18 protein-coding genes are annotated in these 22,357 nt (G+C 61.4%); 2 read left to right on the forward strand and 16 right to left on the reverse strand.

Translation table 11 applies throughout. The annotated features are described in order from the left end of the window. Positions 1-83: 83 nt before the first annotated feature. The 16 genes from dnaE to rpsB all read right to left on the reverse strand — a co-directional run bounded on the left by dnaE (position 84) and on the right by rpsB (position 18,556). Positions 84-3,590, reverse strand: a complete 3,507-nt coding sequence (dnaE, locus tag ACWF8S_RS14620) for a DNA polymerase III subunit alpha (RefSeq protein ID WP_447554122.1) — start codon at positions 3,588-3,590, stop codon at positions 84-86. A 31-nt stretch (positions 3,591-3,621) separates the two neighbouring features. Then, a complete protein-coding gene (gene rnhB / locus ACWF8S_RS14625) occupies positions 3,622-4,245 on the reverse strand; it encodes a ribonuclease HII (RefSeq protein WP_447554123.1) in 624 nt (207 codons plus the stop codon). Next, positions 4,229-5,419 carry a lipid-A-disaccharide synthase gene (lpxB, locus tag ACWF8S_RS14630; RefSeq protein ID WP_447554124.1) on the reverse strand — a complete coding sequence of 397 codons (1,191 nt, stop codon included), beginning with the start codon at positions 5,417-5,419 and terminating at the stop codon, positions 4,229-4,231. Before lpxB ends, rnhB begins: the two co-directional genes overlap by 17 nt. Positions 5,420-5,489: 70 nt before the next feature. After that, positions 5,490-6,257 carry an acyl-ACP--UDP-N-acetylglucosamine O-acyltransferase gene (gene lpxA / locus ACWF8S_RS14635; protein WP_447554126.1) on the reverse strand — a complete coding sequence of 256 codons (768 nt, stop codon included), beginning with the start codon at positions 6,255-6,257 and terminating at the stop codon, positions 5,490-5,492. Further along, entirely contained in the window at positions 6,254-6,697 is a 444-nt protein-coding gene (fabZ, locus tag ACWF8S_RS14640; protein ID WP_447554128.1) for a 3-hydroxyacyl-ACP dehydratase FabZ, read from the reverse strand. The genes lpxA and fabZ overlap by 4 nt, the downstream gene beginning before the upstream one ends. Before the next feature lie 134 nt (positions 6,698-6,831). Then, on the reverse strand, positions 6,832-7,869 hold the full coding sequence (lpxD, locus tag ACWF8S_RS14645) for a UDP-3-O-(3-hydroxymyristoyl)glucosamine N-acyltransferase (protein ID WP_447554129.1): 1,038 nt from the start codon (positions 7,867-7,869) through the stop codon (positions 6,832-6,834). Positions 7,870-7,921: 52 nt separating this feature from the next. Then, the gene (locus tag ACWF8S_RS14650) at positions 7,922-8,419 is read right to left on the reverse strand and encodes an OmpH family outer membrane protein (RefSeq protein WP_447554130.1); all 498 of its coding nucleotides are present in this window, start codon (positions 8,417-8,419) and stop codon (positions 7,922-7,924) included. A gap of 69 nt (positions 8,420-8,488) precedes the next feature. Continuing rightward, entirely contained in the window at positions 8,489-10,840 is a 2,352-nt protein-coding gene (gene bamA, locus ACWF8S_RS14655; RefSeq protein WP_447554131.1) for an outer membrane protein assembly factor BamA, read from the reverse strand. 98 nt (positions 10,841-10,938) lie between these two features. Beyond that, on the reverse strand, positions 10,939-12,297 hold the full coding sequence (gene rseP, locus ACWF8S_RS14660) for an RIP metalloprotease RseP (RefSeq protein ID WP_447554132.1): 1,359 nt from the start codon (positions 12,295-12,297) through the stop codon (positions 10,939-10,941). Positions 12,298-12,300: 3 nt separating this feature from the next. Continuing rightward, positions 12,301-13,521 carry a 1-deoxy-D-xylulose-5-phosphate reductoisomerase gene (ispC, locus tag ACWF8S_RS14665; protein WP_447554133.1) on the reverse strand — a complete coding sequence of 407 codons (1,221 nt, stop codon included), beginning with the start codon at positions 13,519-13,521 and terminating at the stop codon, positions 12,301-12,303. Further along, the gene (locus tag ACWF8S_RS14670) at positions 13,518-14,339 is read right to left on the reverse strand and encodes a phosphatidate cytidylyltransferase (protein ID WP_447554134.1); all 822 of its coding nucleotides are present in this window, start codon (positions 14,337-14,339) and stop codon (positions 13,518-13,520) included. The genes ispC and ACWF8S_RS14670 overlap by 4 nt, the downstream gene beginning before the upstream one ends. Continuing rightward, on the reverse strand, positions 14,332-15,117 hold the full coding sequence (gene uppS, locus ACWF8S_RS14675) for a polyprenyl diphosphate synthase (RefSeq protein ID WP_447554136.1): 786 nt from the start codon (positions 15,115-15,117) through the stop codon (positions 14,332-14,334). Before uppS ends, ACWF8S_RS14670 begins: the two co-directional genes overlap by 8 nt. An 86-nt stretch (positions 15,118-15,203) precedes the next feature. Continuing rightward, positions 15,204-15,761, reverse strand: coding sequence for a ribosome recycling factor (frr, locus tag ACWF8S_RS14680; RefSeq protein ID WP_447554138.1), 558 nt, complete (start codon positions 15,759-15,761; stop codon positions 15,204-15,206). A gap of 4 nt (positions 15,762-15,765) precedes the next feature. Next, the gene (pyrH, locus tag ACWF8S_RS14685) at positions 15,766-16,533 is read right to left on the reverse strand and encodes a UMP kinase (RefSeq protein WP_447554139.1); all 768 of its coding nucleotides are present in this window, start codon (positions 16,531-16,533) and stop codon (positions 15,766-15,768) included. A gap of 115 nt (positions 16,534-16,648) precedes the next feature. After that, positions 16,649-17,518 (reverse strand): translation elongation factor Ts, encoded by an 870-nt coding sequence (tsf, locus tag ACWF8S_RS14690; RefSeq protein WP_447554140.1) that lies wholly within the window; start codon positions 17,516-17,518, stop codon positions 16,649-16,651. A 288-nt stretch (positions 17,519-17,806) separates the two neighbouring features. Then, the gene (rpsB, locus tag ACWF8S_RS14695; RefSeq protein ID WP_447554141.1) at positions 17,807-18,556 is read right to left on the reverse strand and encodes a 30S ribosomal protein S2; all 750 of its coding nucleotides are present in this window, start codon (positions 18,554-18,556) and stop codon (positions 17,807-17,809) included. Positions 18,557-18,891: 335 nt separating this feature from the next. Between rpsB and map the strand changes: the two genes are divergently transcribed. Beyond that, positions 18,892-19,680 (forward strand): type I methionyl aminopeptidase, encoded by a 789-nt coding sequence (gene map / locus ACWF8S_RS14700; protein WP_447554142.1) that lies wholly within the window; start codon positions 18,892-18,894, stop codon positions 19,678-19,680. After that, positions 19,680-22,355 carry a [protein-PII] uridylyltransferase gene (locus tag ACWF8S_RS14705; RefSeq protein ID WP_447554143.1) on the forward strand — a complete coding sequence of 892 codons (2,676 nt, stop codon included), beginning with the start codon at positions 19,680-19,682 and terminating at the stop codon, positions 22,353-22,355. Before map ends, ACWF8S_RS14705 begins: the two co-directional genes overlap by 1 nt. Positions 22,356-22,357 lie beyond the last annotated feature (2 nt).

Consider the following 22,357-nt stretch of genomic DNA (forward strand, 5'->3'; position numbering starts at 1 on the left):
TAAAAAAGAAGCCTGATTGGACACGTCATTAAACGTGCATTATCGCACCCTGGCCTTCTTGCGCAAGGCGCATCCAACAAACGCTACTTGTAGCGAAGCTGAATACCCACCTGCCCTTCCACGTCTCGCAGCGTCTGCAAGAGATCATCGCTTGGCGTCACGCTCCAGGTCTTATCCAGCGCAAGCCAGCCGGTGGCATCCGCGTGGCGGTAGTGAAGGTGCACCGGAAGCCCTGCTTCATCACGATAGGGGCCGAGGCAGTCACGCAGACTGTCCACCAGACGACCGTTGATTCGGCCCGCATCGAGTGCGATCTCGACCCCCTGGCCGTAGCGCAGGCGCGCGGCCACCATGGGCGTGACATCCTTGCCCCGAAGCTTGAGCCCGCCGGAAAAGTCGTCGCTCGAGACATCGCCTTCGACGATCAATACCTGGTCGGCAATGTTCTGACCTCTGAGCTGTTCGAAGAGCTCGCCGAAGATCGAGGCTTCGATGCGCCCGGTGCGATCATCGAGGGTGATAAACGCCATGGTATCGCCACGCTTGGACTTCATGGTGCGCATGGCCACCACCAGCCCCGCCACCCGCTGGGGTTCCCAGGAGGGCTTGAGATCGCTGATCCGGGTCGAGACAAACCGCTTGAGCTCGCGCTCATACTCGTCGATGGGGTGGCCGGTGAGATAAAGTCCGAGAGTATCCTTTTCGCCGGAAAGGCGCTCCCGGTCCGACCACTCCCGGGCATGGCGGTACTCGGCGTAGACATCGCCGGGCGTATCTTCCTCGACGGTGAAAGCGTCGCCGAACATGTCCAGCATGCCCAGATTCTGGTTGGCGTGGTTTTGCGCCGCCGCCTTCAGGGCATCTTCCATGGCCGCGAAAAGCACCGCCCGATTGGGGCCGAGATTATCCAGCGCCCCGGAGCGAATCAGCGCCTCCAGGGTGCGCTTGTTCATCCGCTTGGGGTCGATACGCCGACAGAAATCGAACAGATCCTTGAACGGGCCGCCCTCCTCGCGGGCGCTGACAATGGCGCCAATGGGGCCTTCACCGACCCCGCGAATCGCGCCGAGGCCATACACCACCCGGGCCTCGAGATCCACGGTAAACTTGTAGCCGCCCACGTTGACATCCGGCGGTGTCACGGTGAGCTTCAGGTTGCGACACTCCTCGATCAGGGGCACCACCTTGTCGAGGTTGTCCATCTCGGTGGAGAGTACCGCCGCCATGAAGGGGCCGGGGTAGTGGGCTTTCAGCCAGGCGGTCTGGTAGGAGACCAGCGCGTAGGCCGCCGAGTGCGACTTGTTGAAGCCGTAGCCGGCGAACTTCTCCACCAGATCGAAGATGTTGCCCGCCAGATCCTTGTCGATGCCGTTGGCCGCACACCCCTCCATGAAGCCCGCGCGCTGCTTGGCCATTTCTTCGGGCTTTTTCTTGCCCATCGCCCGGCGCAGCATGTCCGCCTGGCCCAGGCTGTAACCCGCCATCACCTGAGCAATCTGCATGACCTGTTCCTGGTACAGAATGATGCCGTAAGTGGGCGACAGCACCGGTTTCAACAGCTCGTGCTGGTAATCCGGGTGTGGATAAGATACTTCGGCGCGGCCGTGTTTCCGGTTGATGAAGTCATCCACCATGCCCGACTGCAAAGGGCCGGGGCGGAAAAGCGCCACCAGGGCGATCATGTCATCCAGCGAATCCGGCAAGAGGCGCTTGATCAGCTCCTTCATGCCGCGGGATTCGAGCTGGAACACCGCCGTGGTCTCGGCGCGCTTCAACATCTCGAAGGTCTTGCCATCGTCGAGCGGAATGGCGTCGATGTTGAGCGGCCCTTGGCCTGCGGCGTCGCGCACCTTGTCGACCATCTCCAGCGCCCAGTCGATGATCGTAAGCGTACGCAGGCCCAGAAAGTCGAACTTGACCAGGCCCGCCTCCTCGATGTCGTTCTTGTCGAACTGGACCACCAGCCCGTTACCGTCTTCATCGCACAGAAGCGGCGAGAAGTCGGTCAGCTTGGTGGGGGCGATGACCACGCCGCCGGCGTGCTTGCCGGTGCCGCGCGTGGTGCCCTCGAGCTTGAGCGCCATCTCCCAGATCTCTTCGGCCTCCTCATCGGATTCGATGAACTCCTTGAGCGCCGGCTCCTGCTCGATGGCCTTGCCAAGCGTCATGCCCACTTCAAAGGGAATCAGTTTGGAGAGCTTGTCGCCGAGTGAGTAAGGCCGCCCCTGGGCACGGGCCACGTCGCGCACCACGGCCTTGGCGGCCATGGTGCCGAAGGTGACGATCTGGGACACCGCGTTGCGCCCGTAACGATCCGCCACGTAGTCGATGACCCGGTCACGTTTTTCCATGCAGAAGTCGACGTCGAAGTCGGGCATGGAGACCCGCTCCGGGTTCAGAAAGCGCTCGAACAGCAGATCATAACCAATCGGGTCGAGATCGGTGATCTTCTGGGCGTAGGCCACCAAGGAGCCGGCGCCGGAGCCACGACCCGGGCCCACCGGCACGTCGTTGTCCTTGGCCCACTGAATGAAGTCCATCACGATCAGAAAGTAGCCGGGAAAGCCCATCTGGATGATGACGTTGAGCTCGAACTCGAGGCGCTCGCGATAGCGCTGGTCGATCGCCTTGTACTCGTCGCTTTCTCTGGGGTAGCGCTCGGCGGGGAACAGAAAATCGAGCCGGTCGGTAAGCCCGTCGTGGGAGACCTTGCGGAAGAACTCGTCCTGGGTCATCCCTTCGGGAATCTCGAACTCCGGCAGGAAGATTTCGCCCAGGCGCACATCGACGCTGCAGCGCCGGGCGATCATCACACTGTTTTCCAGCGCCTCGGGGATATCGGCAAAAAGCTCGTCCATTTCCTCGGGGCTCTTGAGATACTGCTCTTCGGTGTAGCGCCGCTCGCGGCGTGGGTCGTCCAGCGCCTTGCCTTCGCCGATGGCGACCCGCGTTTCGTGGGCCCAGAAGTCGTCGCGCTCCAGAAAACGCACATCGTTGGTGGCCACCACCGGGGTGCCTGTTTCCACGGCGAGCTTGACGCTTGCATGAACGCAGGCCTCTTCCAGCGGGCGTCCGGTACGCACCAGCTCCAGATAGAAACGATCGGGAAACGCCGCCTGCCACTGCTCCAAAAGCACTTTCGCTTCGCGTTCGTGCTCGCTTAAAAGGTGGCGGCCGATGTCACCTTCACGGGCCCCGGAAAGGGCGATCAGCCCTTCGCTTTGCTCGAGTACCCATTTTTTATCAAGAATCGCACGGCCCTGGCGCTGGCCGTCGCTCCACCCTTTCGAGATCAGCTCGGTGAGGTTGCGATAGCCCGTCTCGTTCATCGCCAAGAGCGTGATGCGGTAGGGGTGGGCCTCATCGTGGGGGTTGGCAAGCCACAGATCGCTGCCGATGATCGGCTTGAGTCCCGCTCCCTGAGCGGCTTTATAGAATTTCACCAGACCGAACAGGTTGGCCTCATCCGTCAGCGCCAGCGCGGGCATGCCGCGCTCGGCCGTCGTGCTGACCAGCGATTTAAGCTTTACCAGGCCATCGACCAGGGAATATTCGCTGTGCAAACGCAGATGAACGAAAGGAGACGTCATAAGACTTTCACCACTGAATAGAGAAATGTGCCTAGAGCAGCGTCAGTTGCCGCTTGACCGGCGCAAAGCTCTTACGGTGTTCCGTGAGCGGGCCGTGAGCGGCCAGCGCCGTAAGATGTTCTTTGGTCGGGTAGCCCTTGTGGCGGGCGAAGCCGTATTCGGGGTAGCGCGCATCGAGTGTGACCATCTGGGCGTCCCGAGCCACCTTGGCCAGGATCGAGGCCGCCGCGATGGCCGCATGGCGGCCGTCGCCCTTCACCACCGCCTGACCGGGAAGCCGATGGCCGGGCAGGCGATTGCCATCCACCAGCAGATACTCCGCCTGCGGGACGAGTCCGTCAATCGCCCGACGCATGGCCAGATGCGTGGCGTGATAGATGTTGAGCGCGTCCACCTCCAAAGGGCTCGCCTCGGCGATACAGAACGCCAGCGCCCTCTCTCGGATCAAGACGTTCAGCGCCTCGCGCTTTCTGGCGGTCAATGTCTTGGAGTCGTTCAGCCCCGGAATCTCGCGGGCCGGGTCGAGAATCACCGCAGCGGCCACCACGCTACCTACCAGCGGGCCCCGACCCACTTCATCCACCCCGGCCAGATACGCTCCGGTATAGGGAATCTCCAGCGGCGGATAGTCGGCGGCATCAAACGTTCTGGCCATGGGACTCCTCGGACTCTTCGGGTAACGCCAGGCCCCGGGCCACCGCTTCGACGGCCAGCGCCGCGCGCTCACTGGCGCCACGCTGAAGCTCGGCATGCATCTGGGCGAAACGCTTCTCCAGCGCCTGGCGGGCGGGCACATCTTCCAGCAGCGTGTTAAGCGTCTCGAAGATCGCCTCTTCGGATGCCGCCTCCTGCACCAGCTCCGGCACCAGTGCGTCCTGGGCAATCAGGTTGGGTAGCGAAATCCAGCGCGTCTTGACCAGCCGCTTGGCCAGCCAGTGAGTAGCGGGGGCCATCTTGTAGGCCACCAGCATCGCCCGGTGGCAAAGCATCGCCTCGAGTGCCGCGGTGCCGGAGGTGAGCAGCACCGCCGTGCTTGCCACCATGGCCTCCCGGGCATTTCCCTGGGTCAGCGTGATGTGTTCGGCAAGTTCGGGGTAGTCGCTCAAGAGCGCCGTCAGTTCCTGATGGCGCTGCTCGGTCGCGGCGGGAATCACCACGCAAAGCGCAGGGTAGCGCTCGACCAGCCGTGTGACGGCATCCAGAAACGTCCTGCCCATGAAGCGGATTTCGTTGCCTCGCGAGCCGGGCAGCACGGCCAGCACCGGCGCTTCCTGCGGGAGCCCCAGCTCCTGGCGCGCTGCGCGCCGGTCGTTATGCAGCGCCATTTCATCGGCCAACGGATGACCCACAAACGCCACCGGCACCTGGTGACGCTTGTAGAAATCTGCTTCAAAGGGCAGAAACGTCAGCATGGCATCCACGGCGCGAGCGATTTTCTTCACCCGCCCCTGCCGCCAGGCCCACACCGAAGGGCTCACGTAATGAGCGGTCTTGATGCCTGCCTGGCGAAGCTTGAGCTCGAGACCGGTATTGAAATCCGGCGCATCGATACCGATCATGATATCCGGCTGCCAGGCGAGCGCCTCTTCATACAGCGTGCGGCGCACCCGAACCAGCTCGGGCAGGTGCTTGACCACCTCCACCAGCCCCATGACCGAGAGCGTTTCCAGAGGAAAGCGGCTTTGCATCCCTTCACGCTGCATGTTGGGCCCGCCGATACCGCGAAACTCGACATCTGGATGACGGGCGCGCAGTGCGCGCATCAACCCGGCCCCCAGTAGATCGCCTGAAAGCTCGCCGGCAACGAGATAGACACGCGCTAAGGCCATGATCGACTACCCTGAATGGCTTATCTGATGAGCGTGTGACGCGCTTGGCGCATCACCCTGGCGTGGCGTACTAGCGAACGATGCCGCGGGTGGAGCGCTCGATCGAGTCGGCGAAGTGGGCCACCTCGGCCAGGTCGAAGCGCGTGCGCATATCGCGGACCGCCTGTTCGACAGTCAAACCCTGGCGATACACCAGCTTGTAGGAAGCGGTCAACGCGCTGATCGCCTCGCGGCTGAAGCCGCGGCGCTTCAACCCGACCAGATTGAGCCCGCGGGCCTCGGCGGGGTTGCCATTGATCATCATGTAGCAGGGCGTGTCCTTGGTGATGATCGAGCCGCCCCCGGCCATGGCGTAATCGCCAAAATGACAGAACTGGTGAACCGCCGACAGCCCCCCGAGGATCGCGAAATCCCCGACGGTAACGTGACCGGCAAGTGTGACCTGATTGGCAAGAATGCAGTCGTTGCCGATGACGCAGTCGTGACCCACGTGCACATAGGCCATGAACAGGTTGCGCGAGCCGATGGTGGTCTCGCTGCGATCCTGCACGGTGCCGCGATGAAGGGTGACCCCTTCGCGCACGACGTTGTCATCCCCCATCACCAGACGCGTGGGCTCACCGGCGTACTTCTTGTCCTGGCAATCCTCGCCGACCGAGGCAAACTGGAAGATGCGCGTGCGCTTGCCAAGGGTCGTGGGGCCTTTGATGACCACATGGGGGCCGATCACGGAGCCTTCACCGATGCTGACATCGGGGCCGATCACGCTGAATGGGCCGACCTCCACGTCCTCGGCCAACCGGGCCGTCGGATCAACCAGTGCTGTAGGATGTATCAAGTTACCTTCCTCTCGGCACAAATGATTTCCGCCTCACAGGCAAGCTCGCCATCCACGGTGGCTTTACAGGCAAATTTCCAGATGCCGCGCTTGCCGCGAATCACGTTCGCCTCGAGATGCAACTGGTCACCGGGCATGACCGGGCGCTTGAAACGCACGTTATCGCTACCCACAAGATAGTAAACGTAACCGTCGGCAGGTAGCTTGTTGACGGTCTTGAAGCCCAGAATACCGCAGGCCTGTGCCAGTGCCTCGATTACCAGCACTCCGGGCATGATCGGGTGGTGAGGAAAGTGTCCGTTGAAGAAAGGCTCGTTGATGCTGACGTTCTTGAACGCCACGATGGATTCGCCCACAGTCAGCTGTGTTACCCGGTCCACCAGTAAAAACGGATAGCGGTGGGGCAAGTATTCGCGAATTTCGTTGATATCCATAACCATCGTAACGACCTCAGAAAAGACAAAAAACCCGATATCTCATCAGGCAAACGCCAGCACTCCCGCCGACATGAGGGGCCGAATTATACCCCTGCCTCCGGGTGAAGAACCACCGAAGGCGCGCTTAAAACGCCGAATCAATCGGGGCGGCGATTTTTTTCCAGCCTGTTCAGACGCTTGGCGATTTCATCGAGTTGCTTAAAACGCACAGCGTTTTTGCGCCACTGAGTGTTGTTCATCGCGCCGGTACCCGAGGAGTACACTCCCGGCTCATGAATGGAGTTGGTCACCAGGCTCATCCCGGTGACCTGCACGCCGTCGCAGATCGTCAAATGGCCGGAAAGCCCTACCCCGCCGCCCAGCATGCAGTGCTTGCCCACCCGGGTGGAGCCGGCAATACCCACGCAGCCCGCCAGCGCGCTGTGATCGCCGATGGTGACGTTATGCGCGATCTGCACCTGGCTGTCGATCTTGACATCACAGCCGATCAGCGTGTCGCCCAGCGCCCCACGATCGATACTCGAGCAGCTTCCCACTTCTACATCGTCTCCCAGTACCACGCCGCCGAGCTGGGCGATCTTGTGCCAGCCCGCACCATCGTGGGCGAAACCGAAACCGTCGCCGCCAATCACGCAGCCGCTTTGCAGAATCACTCGCTTGCCGACCACGACACCGTGGCAGACGGTGACGTTGGCGTGAAGCCGCGAGCCTTCACCGATCGAGCTGTCTGCACCGACCACGCTGTTGGGGCCCACCACGACCCGCGCGCCGAGCGTGACGCCCGGCTCGACGACGGCATTGGCCTGAATCGAGACGCCTTCGCCAAGCGTTACGTCATCCGCCACCACTGCCGTGGGATGAATGCCGGGCACATCCCGCGCGACGAGGGGATCGAACAGTTGAGAGATTCTGGCGTAGCCAAGGTAGGGGTTTTCCGTTTCCAGACGTGGAACCGGGCAATTCTTGCCATGCTCGGGATGAAGGAGCACCGCGGCGGCCCGGGTGGTGGCCAGATCCTTCAGATAGGCACGGTTGGCCAGAAAGGCAACCTGGTCGGGCTCGGCTTCCTTGAGCGTTGCCAATCCGCGAATCGGCTGGTCAGCGTCGCCATCAAAGGCGATATCCAGGTGGCGAGCAATATCAGCCAGCGTAATGGTGTGAGAAGCGTACGTCATGGGAGCCCACAATAGCGTTGGTGCGGTGACACCGCACCACAATCAATTAGTTTTAGAGTGAGTCGAAAATCTGCGTGACTTCGTTGGTGACATTCGGCAGATCGGTCGATGAGTGCAGTACGCCCTGAGGCTCGACCAGCACATCGATGTTATGGCGGGCAAGCACCTGCTCCACTGCCTGTTCGAGCTTGGACTCGGCGCTTTGCAAAAACTGCTGCTCGGAGCTTTGCTGGGCCTGAAGCACTTCGCGGCGAAGCTGCTCGAAGCGGCCGCCCTTTTGCTGCAGCTCACTGATCAACGTGTCGCGCTGGGCCTGGCCCATGGTCTCGCCTTCGCGCTGCAGACGCTCCTGAAGCTGCTGGAGCTCGTTGCCCAGGTTCTGAGCTTCGCGCTGCTGGCTGCCGATCTGGCCTTCCAGCTGATTGAGGGAGGCTTGCGCGGATTGGGTGTTCATCAGCGCGGCGCGCCAATCCAGCACGGCGACCTCCGCGGCGTAGGCGGGTAGCGCCATCGCGCCAAAGAGACATACAGCGGCCGTCAGTTTACGCATGTTAACTCCTTTTCTTGAACTGACCCGAGCGTCGCTGGCCGTCGGATCGACGGCCAGCGGATTGCCATACTAGAACGTCTGTCCCAGCGAGAACTGGAAGAACTGTGTATCGTCGCCGCTTTCATCGTTGAGCGGCTCGGCTACGCTGAAGGTCAGCGGCCCCACCGGGGTCAGCCAGGAAAGGCCGATACCCGCACTGTAGCGCAGATCACCCAGATCCACGCCGGAGCTGCAGCGCTGGCGGCCGGCGTCTTCGTCCATCACATCGTAACAGGAGCTCAGGAAGGTGTTACCCGCATCCAGGAAAAGCGATGTCTGAATCGAGCGCTGATCCTCGACAAACGGAAGCGGGAAGAGCACTTCGGCACTACCCTCCATCAATACGTTACCGCCGAGCGTACGGTCACGACCACCCTCGCGGGCAGGCGTGGTGCGCTGGCCCAGCGTGTTGGAGGTGTAACCACGTACCGAGCCAAGGCCACCCGCGTAGAAGTTCTCATAGAACGGGAAGGGATCGCTGGTACCGAGCGTATCGGCGTAACCCAGGTTTCCGGTGAACTTCAGCGCCCAGGTCTGCTCTTCGTTGATCGGGAACAGCTGCTGCGCGCGGGCACGTGCCTTGTAGTACTCGGCATCGCTTCCCGGCACGCCGGTCTCCAGCGACAGGCGCTGATAGTTGCCCGCGGTAGGCATGATGCCGCGATTGAGGTTGTTGCGCGTCCAGCTGGCGGTCAGTTTCAGACTCTGAGCATCCTCGCCCTGGTCCTCGACGTAGCGCCGAATTTCCGAGGCGGTATCGAAATAGGTCTTGACGGACAGATCTTCGACGCTTGCCCCGAAGTTGAGTCGTGAGAGCTCGCTGACCGGGTAGCCGAAATTGATGCCCGCGCCATAAGCGTCCGTCGAGAACGTCGAGATATCGGAGTCGGCGTAGTCGGTTTCACGATAGAAGACGTTATAACCCCGGGAAATGCCGTCCAGGGTCCAGTAGGGGTCGGTGAAGGCGAAGTTCACGCTGGTGAAGGTATCGCTTCGCTGGGCGCCGATGTTGACCCGGTTACCCGTTCCCAGGAAGTTGTTCTGCGCCAGGCCCACCCCGTAGATGATACCCGCGCTTTGCGAAAAGCCCACGCTTGCCGAGACCGAGCCCGAGGGCTGCTCTTCAACGTTGTAGGTCACATCCAGGAGATCGGACTGGCCGGGTACCGGCTGGGTGTCGACTTCCACCTGGCTGAAAAAGCCCAGCCGCTCAAGACGCTGGCGGGACTGGGTGATCGACTCGGTCGAGGCCGGCGCACCTTCAAGCTGGGTCATTTCCCGGCGCAGCACTTCATCCTGGGTGGTGGTGTTGCCAAAGAACTCGATGCGGCGAACGTAGGTACGCTGGCCCGGGTTGACGGCAATGACCAGATCCACGGTGTCGCCACCATCGGTCATTTCAGGAACGCCCTGCACTTCGGCGAAAGCGAAACCCTCGGCCCCCAGACGTTGACGCAGCGCTTCGGTGGAGGCATTGATCTGCCCCCGGGAGAAGACGTCGCCGCTGCTGACTTCCAGAAGATTGCGGGCTTCGCTTTCGCCGATCTGCAGATCGCCGGCAAAACGGATATTGCCTACGCGGTACTGCTCACCTTCGTCCACGTTCAGCGTAATGTAGATATCAGACTGCTCGGGACCGATGGAGACCTGGGTCGAGGTGACATCGAAGTTGACGTAGCCACGATCCAGGTAGAACGAGCGTAGACGCTCGATATCGCCCGCCAGCGCCTCGCGGGAGTACTCGTCGTTGGAGAACCAGCCAAATATTCGCCCCGGCCGATCCTGCAGTTCGAAAACGCTGCGCAGGGTCTCGTCGTCGAAATCTTCATTACCCACGATGTTGATCTGGCGAATGGTCGCCACTTCGCCTTCGTTGATATTGATGTTGACCTGTACGCGACCCTCGTCGATCTCCTGAACATCGGTACGAATGCTTGCGCTGTAACGCCCCTGGGCCTGATAGACGCCCTCGAGTTCGCGCTGGATCTCTTCAAGGGTGGAGAGCTGAAGCACCTGCCCTTCCGAGAGACCGGATTCACGCAGGCCCCGGCGCAGATCGGCTTCGGCGATCTCGTTGTTGCCGCTGATGTTCAGCCGCGCAATAGTGGGCCGTTCAACCACCTGAATGACGAGTACATCGCCCTCCCGGGCCAGCGAAACGTCCTCGAACAGGCCTGTGGCAAACAGGTTGCGCGCCGCCGCGGCCAGTTCCTGTTCGCCGACGCGATCATTGGCGCTGACGGGAAAGGCATTGAAGACCGAGGCGGCGGATACCCGCTGAAGTCCTTCTACACGGATGTCCGAAACGTCAAAGGATTGTGCCTGGGCGCTACTAACACCTGCCAGCAGGAGTGCCGCCATTCCAAGGGTCTTGATTTTCATGCAGTCAGTTCGCTCGCGTTGGTCTGCCGGTTTTCAAACAGGCACCATATACATTTGTGCAGGCGGATGACAAGCCATCCCACGCGCTACACGCGTCATTACCAAAGGCGCATCAGATCAAAATAGAGAGCCATCACCATCAGCGTCCCCACCATGGCAAGCCCGATGCGAAGCCCGATCGCCTGGGCCTGCTCTGAAACCGGGCGCCCACGCACGATCTCGATAAAATAATAAAGCAAGTGGCCGCCATCGAGCACCGGAATCGGCAGCAGATTCAAAACGCCAAGGCTGATGGAAAGGTACGCTAAAAAGCCTACGAATGCTTCCATTCCCGCCCGAGCGGAATCCCCGGAAATCTGGGCGATCGTGATGGGCCCGGACAGATTGGAGGGCGAAATGAGCCCTACCAGCATCTTGCGAATCGCATCCACGGTCAAAAGCATCATGGAGCCGGTGCGCGAAAACGCCTGACCCACTGCCTCGATGGGACCAAAACGGATCTCGCGTGTGAGCTCTTCGGGCCAAGCGACCTGCTCGACCCCTGCGCCAATGTAACCAACCTCGACGCCGTTCTCCAGTGTATTGCTACCCGGCGTCAGCGACAATATCCGCACGGTGTCGTTTCGCGCGTACTCCACTTCAAGGGGCTGGCCGGCGCTTTCACGAACCAGCGAGACAAAGGCCATCCAGTCCGCCACCGGCGCCCCGTCGACCGAGACGATTCGATCCCCCGGCGCGAGCCCGGCATTGGCCGCCGCCTGACCGTCGACCACCTGGCCGAGCACGGCGGGCACCTGTGGACGCCAAGGCGCGAATCCAAGGCTCTGCATCGGCTGAGGCGGGTCCTGACGGGCAAGATAGTTGGTCACCGGCACGGCGTAGTCTTGCGGCTGGTTGGCCCCGTTCGAGCGCGCCTGTATGCTCAGCTCGCCGCTATAGCCGATCAGCGAGATCAGCTTGAGATTGACGTCTTCCCAGGAGCGCATGGGATCACTCTGGATCGCGGTGATTTCAGCGCCTTCGGGCAGACCGGCTTGGTAAGCGGGGCTTTCCGGGGTGATGTCACCGACGATCGGCGCCACCGTGGTGGTCCCGGCGACGAACAGCGCCCAGTAGGCCACCAGCGCCAGCAGGAAATTGGCGATCGGTCCGGCGGCCACGATCGCGATACGTGCCCAGACACTTTTACGGTTGAAGGCCTGATCGAGCTGGTCATCCGGCACCGGGGCTTCGCGTTCGTCGAGCATCTTGACGTAGCCGCCCAACGGGATGGCGGCCACGGCGAACTCGGTGCCGTGACGGTCGACTTTCGACCAGAAAGGCTTGCCGAAACCGACCGAAAACCGCAGCACCTTCACCCCACAGCGCCTTGCCACCCAGAAATGGCCGAACTCATGAAAGGTGACCAGAAGCCCCAGTACCACGATAACCGCTAAAATGTTCTGTACAAGCCCCACACGCTACTCCTTGACTGCAGCCGTCACGCCTCGTTTGTACGAGTGCACATGGCGCCTTGCCTGTTCACGCGCCCACTGATCGGCGGCCAGCACCTGCTCGATGGAGTCCGCCTGGTGATCCCACGGCTGCCCCATCACCTCGGCCACCACCTCGGCGATGGCACCAAAGCCCAGTGTGCCGGCCAAAAACGCCTCTACCGCGACCTCGTTGGCGGCGTTCAGGATCGCCGGCGCCGCCCCCCCGCGCTGCATCGCCTCTCGGGCCAGACGCAGACAGGGAAAACGCGTCTCGTCCGGGGCTTCGAAATCCAGCCGCGCTACCTGAAAAAGATCCAGTGTCTCGACGCCAGCCTCGATACGCTCGGGCCAGGCCAGGCCAAACGCGATGGGCGTGCGCATGTCAGGGTTGCCCAACTGGGCGATGACCGAGCCGTCGCTGTAAGCCGCCATGGAGTGAATCACGCTTTGCGGATGCACCACCACTTGAATCTGTTCAGGGCTGGCGTCGAACAGCCAGCACGCCTCGATCAGCTCGAGCCCCTTGTTCATCAGCGTGGCGCTATCCACTGAAATCTTGCGCCCCATGGACCAGTTGGGGTGCGCGCAGGCCTGCTCCGGCGTTGCCGCCTCGATAGCCTCGCGCGACCACTCGCGAAACGGCCCGCCAGAGGCGGTGAGTAACAGCTGACGCACGCCGTGGCGCTCGAGCCCGCCGCGATGCTCGGTGGGCAAGCACTGATAGATCGCGTTGTGCTCGGAATCGATGGGCAAGAGCGTGGCCTTCGAGCGCGCCACCGCGTCCATGAAAAGCGCCCCGCTCATGACCAGGGCCTCCTTGTTGGCCAGCAAGATGCGCTTGCCCGCCTCGGCGGCGGCGAGTGCCGGTAGAAGCCCTGCCGCCCCCACAATCGCCGCCATGACCGTGTCCACCCGGGCGTCCCGGGCAACCGCACAAAGCGCCTCACCCCCGAACGTCACGCGGGTGGCGATACCGGCCCGGGCAAGCTCGGCCTCGAGCCAGGCGGCGTCATCCGGCTGATCGAGCACCGCCACCTCGGGCTGGTGCACCCGACACTGTGTCAAAAGCGCCTCTTTGGAGGTATGCGCGGTCAGCGCATACACCTGGTAGCGCTCGGGGTGACGACTGATCACATCCAGCGTGCTTTTACCAATCGAGCCGGTCGAGCCCAGAACGGTGATCTGTTGCAGGGTCTTCACACTCATAGGGCGGCCACCTGGACACTCAACACTTGCATATACAAAAGCGCAAAAATGGGAATCGCCGCGGTCAGGCTGTCGATGCGGTCAAGCACGCCGCCGTGGCCCGGCAGCAGATTGCTGGAGTCCTTGATATCGCGAAAGCGCTTGAGCATGCTTTCGAAAAGATCGCCCAGCACCGAGACAAAGGTGACCAGGGCCGTCATCGCCACCAGGATGACGCCTCCGGTCATCCCCATGGGCTGCCAGAGCGCAAAACCCAGCGCCAGCACGGCAGTGGCCACCAGCGCGCCGATCACGCCTTCCCAGGTCTTGCCCGGGCTGACTCGTGGGGCGAGCTTGCGCCGGCCAAAACGCCGCCCGGCGAAATAGGCGCCGATATCCGCGCTCCACACCAGCAGCAGCACGAACAAGAGCCAGACCGCGCCACTTTCGCGCAGCACGTTGAAGCCCACCCAGCAGGGCAGCAACACCCAGAGCCCCATGGCCAGCCGCCAGGACGTGCTCTGCCACTGGCGGCTCTTGTCGGGATAATGCGCCACCCAGTAGGTATTCAACGCCCAGCCAAGCGCGGCAAGCCATAGGGGCCAGGCTGCCAGGGCGGCGCCGGTGACCCACATGGCCGCCATGAACAGCGCAACGAGAGCAACCAGCTTGAGACGCGTCTGGCGGCGGCGAACGCCGGCCAGATTGGTCCATTCCCAGGCGCCTAACAGCACCATCAGGGCGGTAAAGAGCGCAAAGGCGCCACCTTCTAGTCCAAACAGGCCGATCAGCGTCAGGGGAGCCAACCAGGCTGCAGTGATAATCCGCTGTTTAAGCACCTTGCGCCTCTATTTGTTCGTCGGTCATGCCAAAACGCCGGCGTCGCGTGCAAAATTCGTTCAAGGCGTTGTCAAACGCCGCCGCACCAAAGTCCGGCCAGAACAGGGGTGAGAAGTAAAGCTCGGCGTAGGCCAGCTGCCAGAGCAGGAAGTTGGAAAGACGCTGCTCGCCGCTGGTGCGGATACACAGATCCACCGGCGGCACTTCGTCGGTGTTCATGGCGCGGTCCAGGCGCGCTTCATCGATCTCGCTGGGGTCCAGCTCGCCGGCCGCGACCTGCTCGGCAAGCGCCCGGCTGGCTCGGGCGATATCCCAGTGGCCGCCGTAGTTGGCGGCAATCACCAGATGCATGCCGGTATTGCCGGCAGTGACCGCTTCGGCACGCTGGATATGCTTTTGAATAGCGTGGGAGAACCCCTGCTGCTCGCCAATGATCGACAGGCGGATATTGCGCTCGTTGAGCTTTTTGACCTCGCGCTTGAGCGCCATCAGAAAAAGCTCCATCAGCGCGTTGACCTCGGCGGCCGGGCGCTTCCAGTTCTCGCTTGAAAACGCGAACAGGCTCAGGGTATCGACTCCCCGCTCGGCGGCCCGCTGAATGACCGCGCGCACGGCTTCCACCCCCGCCCGGTGTCCGCGCACGCCGGAAAGCCCGCGCGCCCGCGCCCAGCGGTTATTGCCGTCCATGATAATGGCCACGTGCAAAGGGCCCGGTCCCCCGGCATGAGAAGGCAGCGCGTCGCTCGGCGACTTTGTCGGAAACTGCGGCGACGTCATGAGTTCTCGCACCAACATTCAGTCATAAATAAGCCATACAGTCGCCCGAAGCGACAAGGCCGCTTCGGGCTGGGTAAAAGACAAGGCTACACCTGCATCAGATCCTGCTCTTTGGCAGTAAGTGCTTTGTCGATTTCGGCGATGTACTTGTCGGTCAGCTTTTGAATCTCGTCTTCGCCCTGGCGCTGATCGTCTTCGGTGATCTCTTTATCCTTGAGCAGGGACTTGAAATCGCCGTTGGCGTCGCGGCGCACGTTGCGGATGGCAACCCGTGCGTTTTCGGCCTCGGAACGCGCCTGCTTGATGTAGGTCTTGCGCGTCTCTTCGGTCAGCATCGGCATGGGTACGCGAATCACGTTACCAGCGCTTGCCGGGTTCAGGCCCAGATCCGAGGTCATGATCGCCTTTTCGATCTTGGGCACCATGGGCTGCTCCCAGGGAGAAACGGTCAGCGTACGCGCGTCTTCCACGTTGACCGACGCGACCTGGTTCAGCGGCACCTGGCCCCCGTAATACTCGACGGTGACCGCATCCAGAATGCTGGGATGAGCACGCCCGGTACGAATCTTGTTGAAGTTGGTATGCAGCGCCTCGACGCTCTTTGCCATGCGCTTGTCGGCATCTTTCTTGATGTCGTTAATCACGTTTTCACCCTCTGTCTATCAGCGTGCCTTCCTTGCCCCCTACGACAAGATTGAGTAGGGCGCCAGGCTTGTTCATATCAAATACCCGTACCGGCATGTCATGGTCACGTACCAGACAGATAGCGGTCAAATCCATGACACCCAGCTTCTGCTCCAGGGCGTCATCATAGGTCAACTGGTCGTACTTGACGGCGTCGGGATACTTGACCGGGTCTTTATTGTACACGCCGTCCACCTTGGTGGCTTTAATCACCACATCCACATCGACTTCGATACCGCGAAGACACGCCGCCGAATCGGTGGTGAAGAACGGATTGCCGGTGCCGGCGGAAAAAAGAACCACATCGCCCGAGGTCAGATAGCGGATCGCCGTGCGACGGTCGTAGTGCTCCACCACGCCACTCATGGGAATCGCTGACATCACCCGCGAGCGGATATTGGACCGCTCCAGAGCATCGCGCATGGCGAGCGCGTTCATCACCGTTGCCAGCATTCCCATGTGATCGCCGGTGACGCGATCCATCCCCGCCTCGTTGAGCGCCGCGCCCCGAAAGAGATTCCCTCCGCCAATCACGATACCCACCTGCACACCAATGCCGACAAGCTGGCCGATCTCCAGCGCCATGCGATCCAGCACTGCCGGGTCGATACCAAACCCGAGCTCTCCCATGAGCGCCTCGCCCGAGAGCTTGAGCAGGATGCGCTTGTACTTGGATTTCGATTTATCCATCTTACCGGCGAGGGGATTGGCGTCTTGAACATCACGTGACATGGCATCTCTCCAGGGTAGTGAGGCAAAGGGGGAATGTACGCGCCCCTTTCACAGGGGCCGGATACACGAAGGCGTGCGCTTGCGCGCACGCCTTGTCCAACTGGAACCTGTGACCTTAGCGACGGCCAGCCTGTTCCATAACTTCTTTGGCGAAGTCGACTTCTTCTTTCTCGATACCTTCGCCCACTTCAAAGCGCGTAAAGCTGACCACTTCACCACCGGCGGCTTTCACGAACTCGGCAACCGACTGGTTGGGGTCCTTGACGAAGGGCTGCTCGGTCAGGCTGTTCTCGGCCAGATACTTCTTGAGACGGCCCTGGACCATCTTCTCGGCGATCTGCTCGGGCTTGCCGGCCATGTCCGGCTGGGCCAGGATGATCGCCTTTTCCTCGTCGAGCTGCTCCTGGGGCATATCGCCCGGGTGAGCAACGGCGGGGTTGATGGCCGCAACATGCATGGCCACGTCCTTCGCCGCCTCGACACTGCCACCCTTGAGTACGGTCAGCACGCCGATACGGCCACCGTGAACGTACTCACCGACCAGACCACCTTCAACCGCCTCGACCACGACGGCACGACGCACGCCGATGTTCTCGCCGATCTTCTGAACGAGCTGCTCACGCGCGGTTTCAAGCTCGCCATCGGTGACCGCGGCCACATCGTCGCTTTTCGCGGCGAAGAAGGCATCGGCGACCTTGTTGGTGAAGTTGATGAAGTTGTCGTCGCGGGCAACGAAGTCGGTCTCGGAGTTGATCTCGACCATCACACCGTAGCTGCCGTCGTCGGCAACGCGGGTTACCACGGCACCTTCGGCGGCGGTACGGCCGGCTTTCTTCGCGGCCTTGAGACCCGAGCTCTTGCGCAGGTTCTCGATTGCCACATCAATGTCGCCACCGGCTTCCGTGAGCGCTTTCTTGCACTCCATCATGCCAAGGCCGGTACGTTCGCGCAGTTCTTTAACCTGAGAGGCGCTGATAGCTGCCATGGGAATTCACCTCTGAAAGGATTCGTGAGAGTTAAACGCGCTACCAAGTATAAGCAAGATAGATGACCGCCTTGTATCAACAGCTCATATCAATGGCTCGTATCCATGATCCGTATCTATGACGCGCATCAAGGATCCGCATCACCGAGGCGTATCGCTTGCTTACCACCGCGTAGTGCGTATGCCGGCGCAGGAGCCCGGCGTAATCGGCCCGCCAAGCGGGAAAAAGGGGGCTTGAGCCCCCTTAACGCGATGCGGCTCAACTGCCCGCCGCATCCGCCTTGACCGTTACTCGGCCGCGGCGTCAGTTTCGGCGGAAGCCTGCTCGTCGGTTACTTCAACGAACTCGTCCGGACGACCTTCTTTAGCGCGGCCACACGCGTCGGCAATCGCCTTCACGTAGATCTGGATCGCGCGAATGGAGTCGTCGTTACCCGGAATGACATAATCAACGCCATCGGGGTTGGAGTTGGTATCGACCACGCCAATGACCGGGATGCCCAGCTTGTTGGCTTCATTGATGGCGATACGCTCATGATCGACGTCGATCACGAACAGCGCGTCCGGAAGGCCGCCCATGTTCTTGATACCGCCGATGGAACGCTCGAGCTTGTCCTGTTCGCGCGTGGCCATCAGGACTTCTTTCTTGGTCAGCTTCTCGAACGTGCCGTCTTCGCGCATGGTTTCAAGATCGCGCAGACGCTTGATGGACTGGCGAATGGTCTTGAAGTTGGTCAGCATGCCGCCCAACCAGCGATGGTTGACGAACGGCTGGTTGACGCGATTGGCTTCTTCTTTGATGATCTTGCTGGCGCTGCGCTTGGTACCAACGAACAAAATCTTGTTGTTGGATGCCGCCATCTTCTCGACCACGTCGATCGCTTCGTTCAGCGCCGGCAGGGTGTGTTCGAGGTTGATGATGTGAATCTTGTTGCGCGCGCCGAAGATGAACTTGCCCATCTTCGGATTCCAGTATTTGGTCTGGTGACCGAAGTGAGCGCCTGCTTTGAGCAGGTCACGCATGTTAACGTGAGCCATGGTAAAACTCCTGAAACTCGGGTTAGGCCTCCACGCACCCCATGGATCCGACCGTTAGACTCAGCACCTGACGTTCAGCGCTTGGCGAGGCTAGCGGCACCCGGGACCATGTGCCGGTGCATGTGTGTTTTCAAGGCTTGCTGTTTAGCAGCACGGACAATCCGTACGCTGCCTTCTCGATGCGCCGACCCGTGATCTTGTCCCGCCAAGGCGGGATGGCGATTGCAGGAAAGCGCGCGGCTTTATACCATAGATCATTGCCAAGATGAAGTCGCACTCGGGGTTTGCACTGATTTGCGACCCACTACCGACCCAACACGCCATATCGAGAAGTCATGAACGTTCCTATCAAGACCGTGGAAGAAATCGAGAAAATGCGCGAAGCCGGCCGTCAGGCGGCAAGCGTTCTGGAAATGATCGCCCCTTTCATCACCGCCGGCGTCACCACCGGCGAGATCGACAAGCGTTGTCACGAGTACATCGTCGATGAGCTGGGCTCACAACCTGCGCCGCTGAACTACCACGGCTATACCCACGCCACCTGCATTTCACTGAACCACGTGGTGTGTCACGGCTTTCCGGATTTCGGCAAGAAGCTGAAAAATGGCGACATCATGAACCTGGACATCACCGTGAAGACGTCGGATGGCTACCATGGCGACTCCAGCATGATGTTCATCATCGGCGAGACCATCCAGGGCGAGCGCCTGTGTCGCGTAACCCAGGAGTGCCTCTACAAGAGCATCGCTCAGGTCAAGCCCGGCGTGCATCTTTCAGAGCTTGCGCGCACCATCCAGCAGCACGCCGAAAGCAATGGCTACTCCGTGGTGCGTGACTTCTGCGGCCACGGCATCGGCGCCGGCTTCCACGAAGACCCGCAGTTTCTTCACTACGACGGCTACGCGCCGAGTGCGGATATCGCGCTGGAATCCGGCATGTGCTTCACCATCGAGCCAATGATCAACGTCGGCGGCTACAAGACCAAGGTGCTGCGCGATGGCTGGACCGCCGTCACCAAGGACAAGAGTCTTTCGGCCCAGTGGGAGCACACGCTGCTGGTCACCGAGACCGGCGTCGACGTGCTGACCGCGCGCAGCGACGAAGACTTCAGCTTTCTAAACTGATGCTTTTACACCACCACCGGTTCGAGCCGGACGCCACGCTTTTCGACCTCGAGGCGTTTCGCGCCGAGCTTTCGGGCACGCGTTCGCCGGTGGCGCCGTTCAAGGCCGCGCTCAAGGCGCTGCAGGCGCGTCTGGATGAAAAATTCCGGGCCGGCGCCGATATTCGCGACCTGGTACGTGGGCGCGCCTGGTATCTCGACCAGCTTCTGACGATCGCCTGGGCGCGCCACGCCTGGCCCGATGACGGCATCGCGCTGATCGCCGTGGGCGGCTATGGGCGCGGCGAGCTTCACCCCCACTCGGATGTCGACCTGCTGCTGCTGCTGGAGCGCGACGACGACAGCGCCTATCGAGAGCCGCTGACCGCCTTTATCACCTTCTTGTGGGATATCGGCCTCGAGATCGGCCACAGCGTGCGCTCGCTGAACGACTGCGAGCGCGAGGCCAAGGCCGATGTCACGGTGATCACCAACCTGCTCGAATCGCGCCTGATCGCAGGCCCCGACCGGCTCAGAGAAGCGATGCGTGAGCGCTTGAGTCCCGAGCGCGTCTGGCCGGCGGACCGGTTTTTCGAGGCCAAGTGGCAAGAGCAGATCACCCGCCACTACCGCTACAACAACTCCGAGTACCATCTGGAGCCCAACCTGAAAAGTTCGCCGGGCGGGCTTCGTGATATCCAGATGATCGGCTGGGTCGCCAAGCGCCACTTCGGCACCGAGCAGTATGCCGATATCGTCGCCAACGGATTCATGAACGACGCAGAACTCAGAATCCTGAGCCAGGGCCAGGCCTTTCTATGGCAAGTGCGCTACGCCCTGCACATGCTGACCGACCGCGCCGAGGATCGCTTGCTGTTCGATCATCAGCGTACCATTGCCGAGATGTTCGGATTCCGGGATACCCCGGAGCGACTGGCGGTCGAGCAGTTCATGAAGCGCTACTACCGCCACGTGACGGCGCTGGCCGGGCTCAACGACATGTTGTTGCAGCATTTCGACGAAGTCATCCTGCGCGGCAAGGCGGTGCTGGAGACCGTCGAGCTCAACGAGCGCTTCGAAACCAAGGGCGGCTATATTCAGGTGCGCTCGCGAAGCCTGTTTCGCGACCATCCCGAAGCGATGCTCGAGCTTTTTCTGCTGATGGCCAAGCATTCGCATATCGAAGGGGTGCGCGCCGATACCATTCGCCTGATTCGCGACCATCGCCACCAGATCGACGACCATTACCGGGAAGACCCGCGCCACCAGCGCCTTTTCATGGCCATCATTCGCGCGCCGGGCAATGTGCCGCGCCAGCTGCGGCGCATGAACCGCTACGGCATTCTGGGCAAGTACCTGCCGGAGTTCGGCCGCGCCGTGGGCTTGATGCAGCACGACCTGTTTCACATCTACACCGTCGACGCCCACACCCTGCGTCTTTTGAAGTTTCTCCACGGGTTCCGCAAACCCGAGGCCAAGGCGGATTTCCCGGTGGCCGCCACGTTGATCCACCAACTGCCCAAACTCGACCTTCTGTGGATAGCCGGGCTTTTTCACGACATCGGCAAGGGCCGGGGTGGCGATCATTCGGAGATCGGCGCTGAGGACGTGGAGCAGTTCTGCATGCGCCACCACGTCTCTTTGCACGACACCAACCTGGTGAAGTGGCTGGTGGAGCATCATCTTCTGATGTCGATGACCGCGCAGAAACGCGACATCAGCGACCCGGACGTGATTCGCGACTTCGCCCTGATCGTGCGCAACGAAACCCGGCTCGACTATCTCTACGTGCTCACCGTGGCGGATATCAACGCCACCAACCCCACGCTCTGGAACGGCTGGCGGGCATCCCTTCTGCGCCAGCTGCATGCCGAAACCAAGCGCGCACTGCGCCGCGGGCTTGAAAATCCGCCGGACCGCGACGACTGGGTGCGCGAAACCCGCTGTGAGGCGCGCTCATTGCTCCAGAACATCGGCGTGGATAGCGCGTTGATCGATGGCCTCTGGGAGTCACTCGGCGAGGACTACTTTCTGCAGTACGCGCCCAGCGAGATCGTCTGGCAGACCCAGGGCATTCTCACCCACCAGCCCTCCCAGCTGCCTCTGGTGCTGATCAGCGCTCCCACCGAGGACATGGCCGAAGGCGGCACCAAGGTGTTTATCCACACCCGCTCGGTGGATGACCTCTTCGCCGCCACCGCCGCAGCCATGGAGCAGCTGGGCCTTTCGATTCACGATGCGCGTATCGCGACCTCGCACAACAACTGGACGCTGAACACCTTTATCGTGCTGGATAGCCACGGCCAGCCGATTCGCGATTTTGATCGCATCGAAGAGATGCGCAGCCACCTCGTCGAAGAGCTCGACGACCCGGATGACTACCCGGAAATCGTCACCCGGCATACGCCGCGCCAGCTCAAGCACTTCAAGGTGCCGACCGAAGTGTTGATCGAACAGGACCCGGCCAACGAGCGCACGCTTCTGGAGTTGACCGCCCCGGACCGGCCAGGGCTTCTGGCGCGCGTGGGGCGCATCTTCATGGAGCAGGACATCGCACTCTCCACCGCCAAGATCGCCACCCTTGGCGAGCGGGTCGAGGACGTTTTCTTCATTACCACCAAGGCCGGTGAGCCACTCACCGACCCAGACCGTCAGCAAAGGCTTCGCGAGCGGTTGATCGAGGTGTTGAGCGTATGAGA

The sequence above is a fragment of the Vreelandella xerophytica genome (assembly GCF_968048975.1).

Bases quoted from the DNA above. Each gene is read 5' to 3' on its own strand.
- ACWF8S_RS14705 (WP_447554143.1), top strand. From the start codon at position 19,680: ATGCTTTTACACCACCACCGGTTCGAGCCGGACGCCACGCTTTTCGAC.
- fabZ (WP_447554128.1), bottom strand. From the start codon at position 6,697: ATGGTTATGGATATCAACGAAATTCGCGAATACTTGCCCCACCGCTAT.
- pyrH (WP_447554139.1), bottom strand. From the start codon at position 16,533: ATGTCACGTGATGTTCAAGACGCCAATCCCCTCGCCGGTAAGATGGAT.
- tsf (WP_447554140.1), bottom strand. From the start codon at position 17,518: ATGGCAGCTATCAGCGCCTCTCAGGTTAAAGAACTGCGCGAACGTACC.
- lpxB (WP_447554124.1), bottom strand. From the start codon at position 5,419: ATGGCCTTAGCGCGTGTCTATCTCGTTGCCGGCGAGCTTTCAGGCGAT.
- dnaE (WP_447554122.1), bottom strand. From the start codon at position 3,590: ATGACGTCTCCTTTCGTTCATCTGCGTTTGCACAGCGAATATTCCCTG.
- ispC (WP_447554133.1), bottom strand. From the start codon at position 13,521: ATGAGTGTGAAGACCCTGCAACAGATCACCGTTCTGGGCTCGACCGGC.
- ACWF8S_RS14650 (WP_447554130.1), bottom strand. From the start codon at position 8,419: ATGCGTAAACTGACGGCCGCTGTATGTCTCTTTGGCGCGATGGCGCTA.
- rnhB (WP_447554123.1), bottom strand. From the start codon at position 4,245: ATGGCCAGAACGTTTGATGCCGCCGACTATCCGCCGCTGGAGATTCCC.
- map (WP_447554142.1), top strand. From the start codon at position 18,892: ATGAACGTTCCTATCAAGACCGTGGAAGAAATCGAGAAAATGCGCGAA.
- bamA (WP_447554131.1), bottom strand. From the start codon at position 10,840: ATGAAAATCAAGACCCTTGGAATGGCGGCACTCCTGCTGGCAGGTGTT.
- lpxD (WP_447554129.1), bottom strand. From the start codon at position 7,869: ATGACGTACGCTTCTCACACCATTACGCTGGCTGATATTGCTCGCCAC.
- rpsB (WP_447554141.1), bottom strand. From the start codon at position 18,556: ATGGCTCACGTTAACATGCGTGACCTGCTCAAAGCAGGCGCTCACTTC.
- uppS (WP_447554136.1), bottom strand. From the start codon at position 15,117: ATGACGTCGCCGCAGTTTCCGACAAAGTCGCCGAGCGACGCGCTGCCT.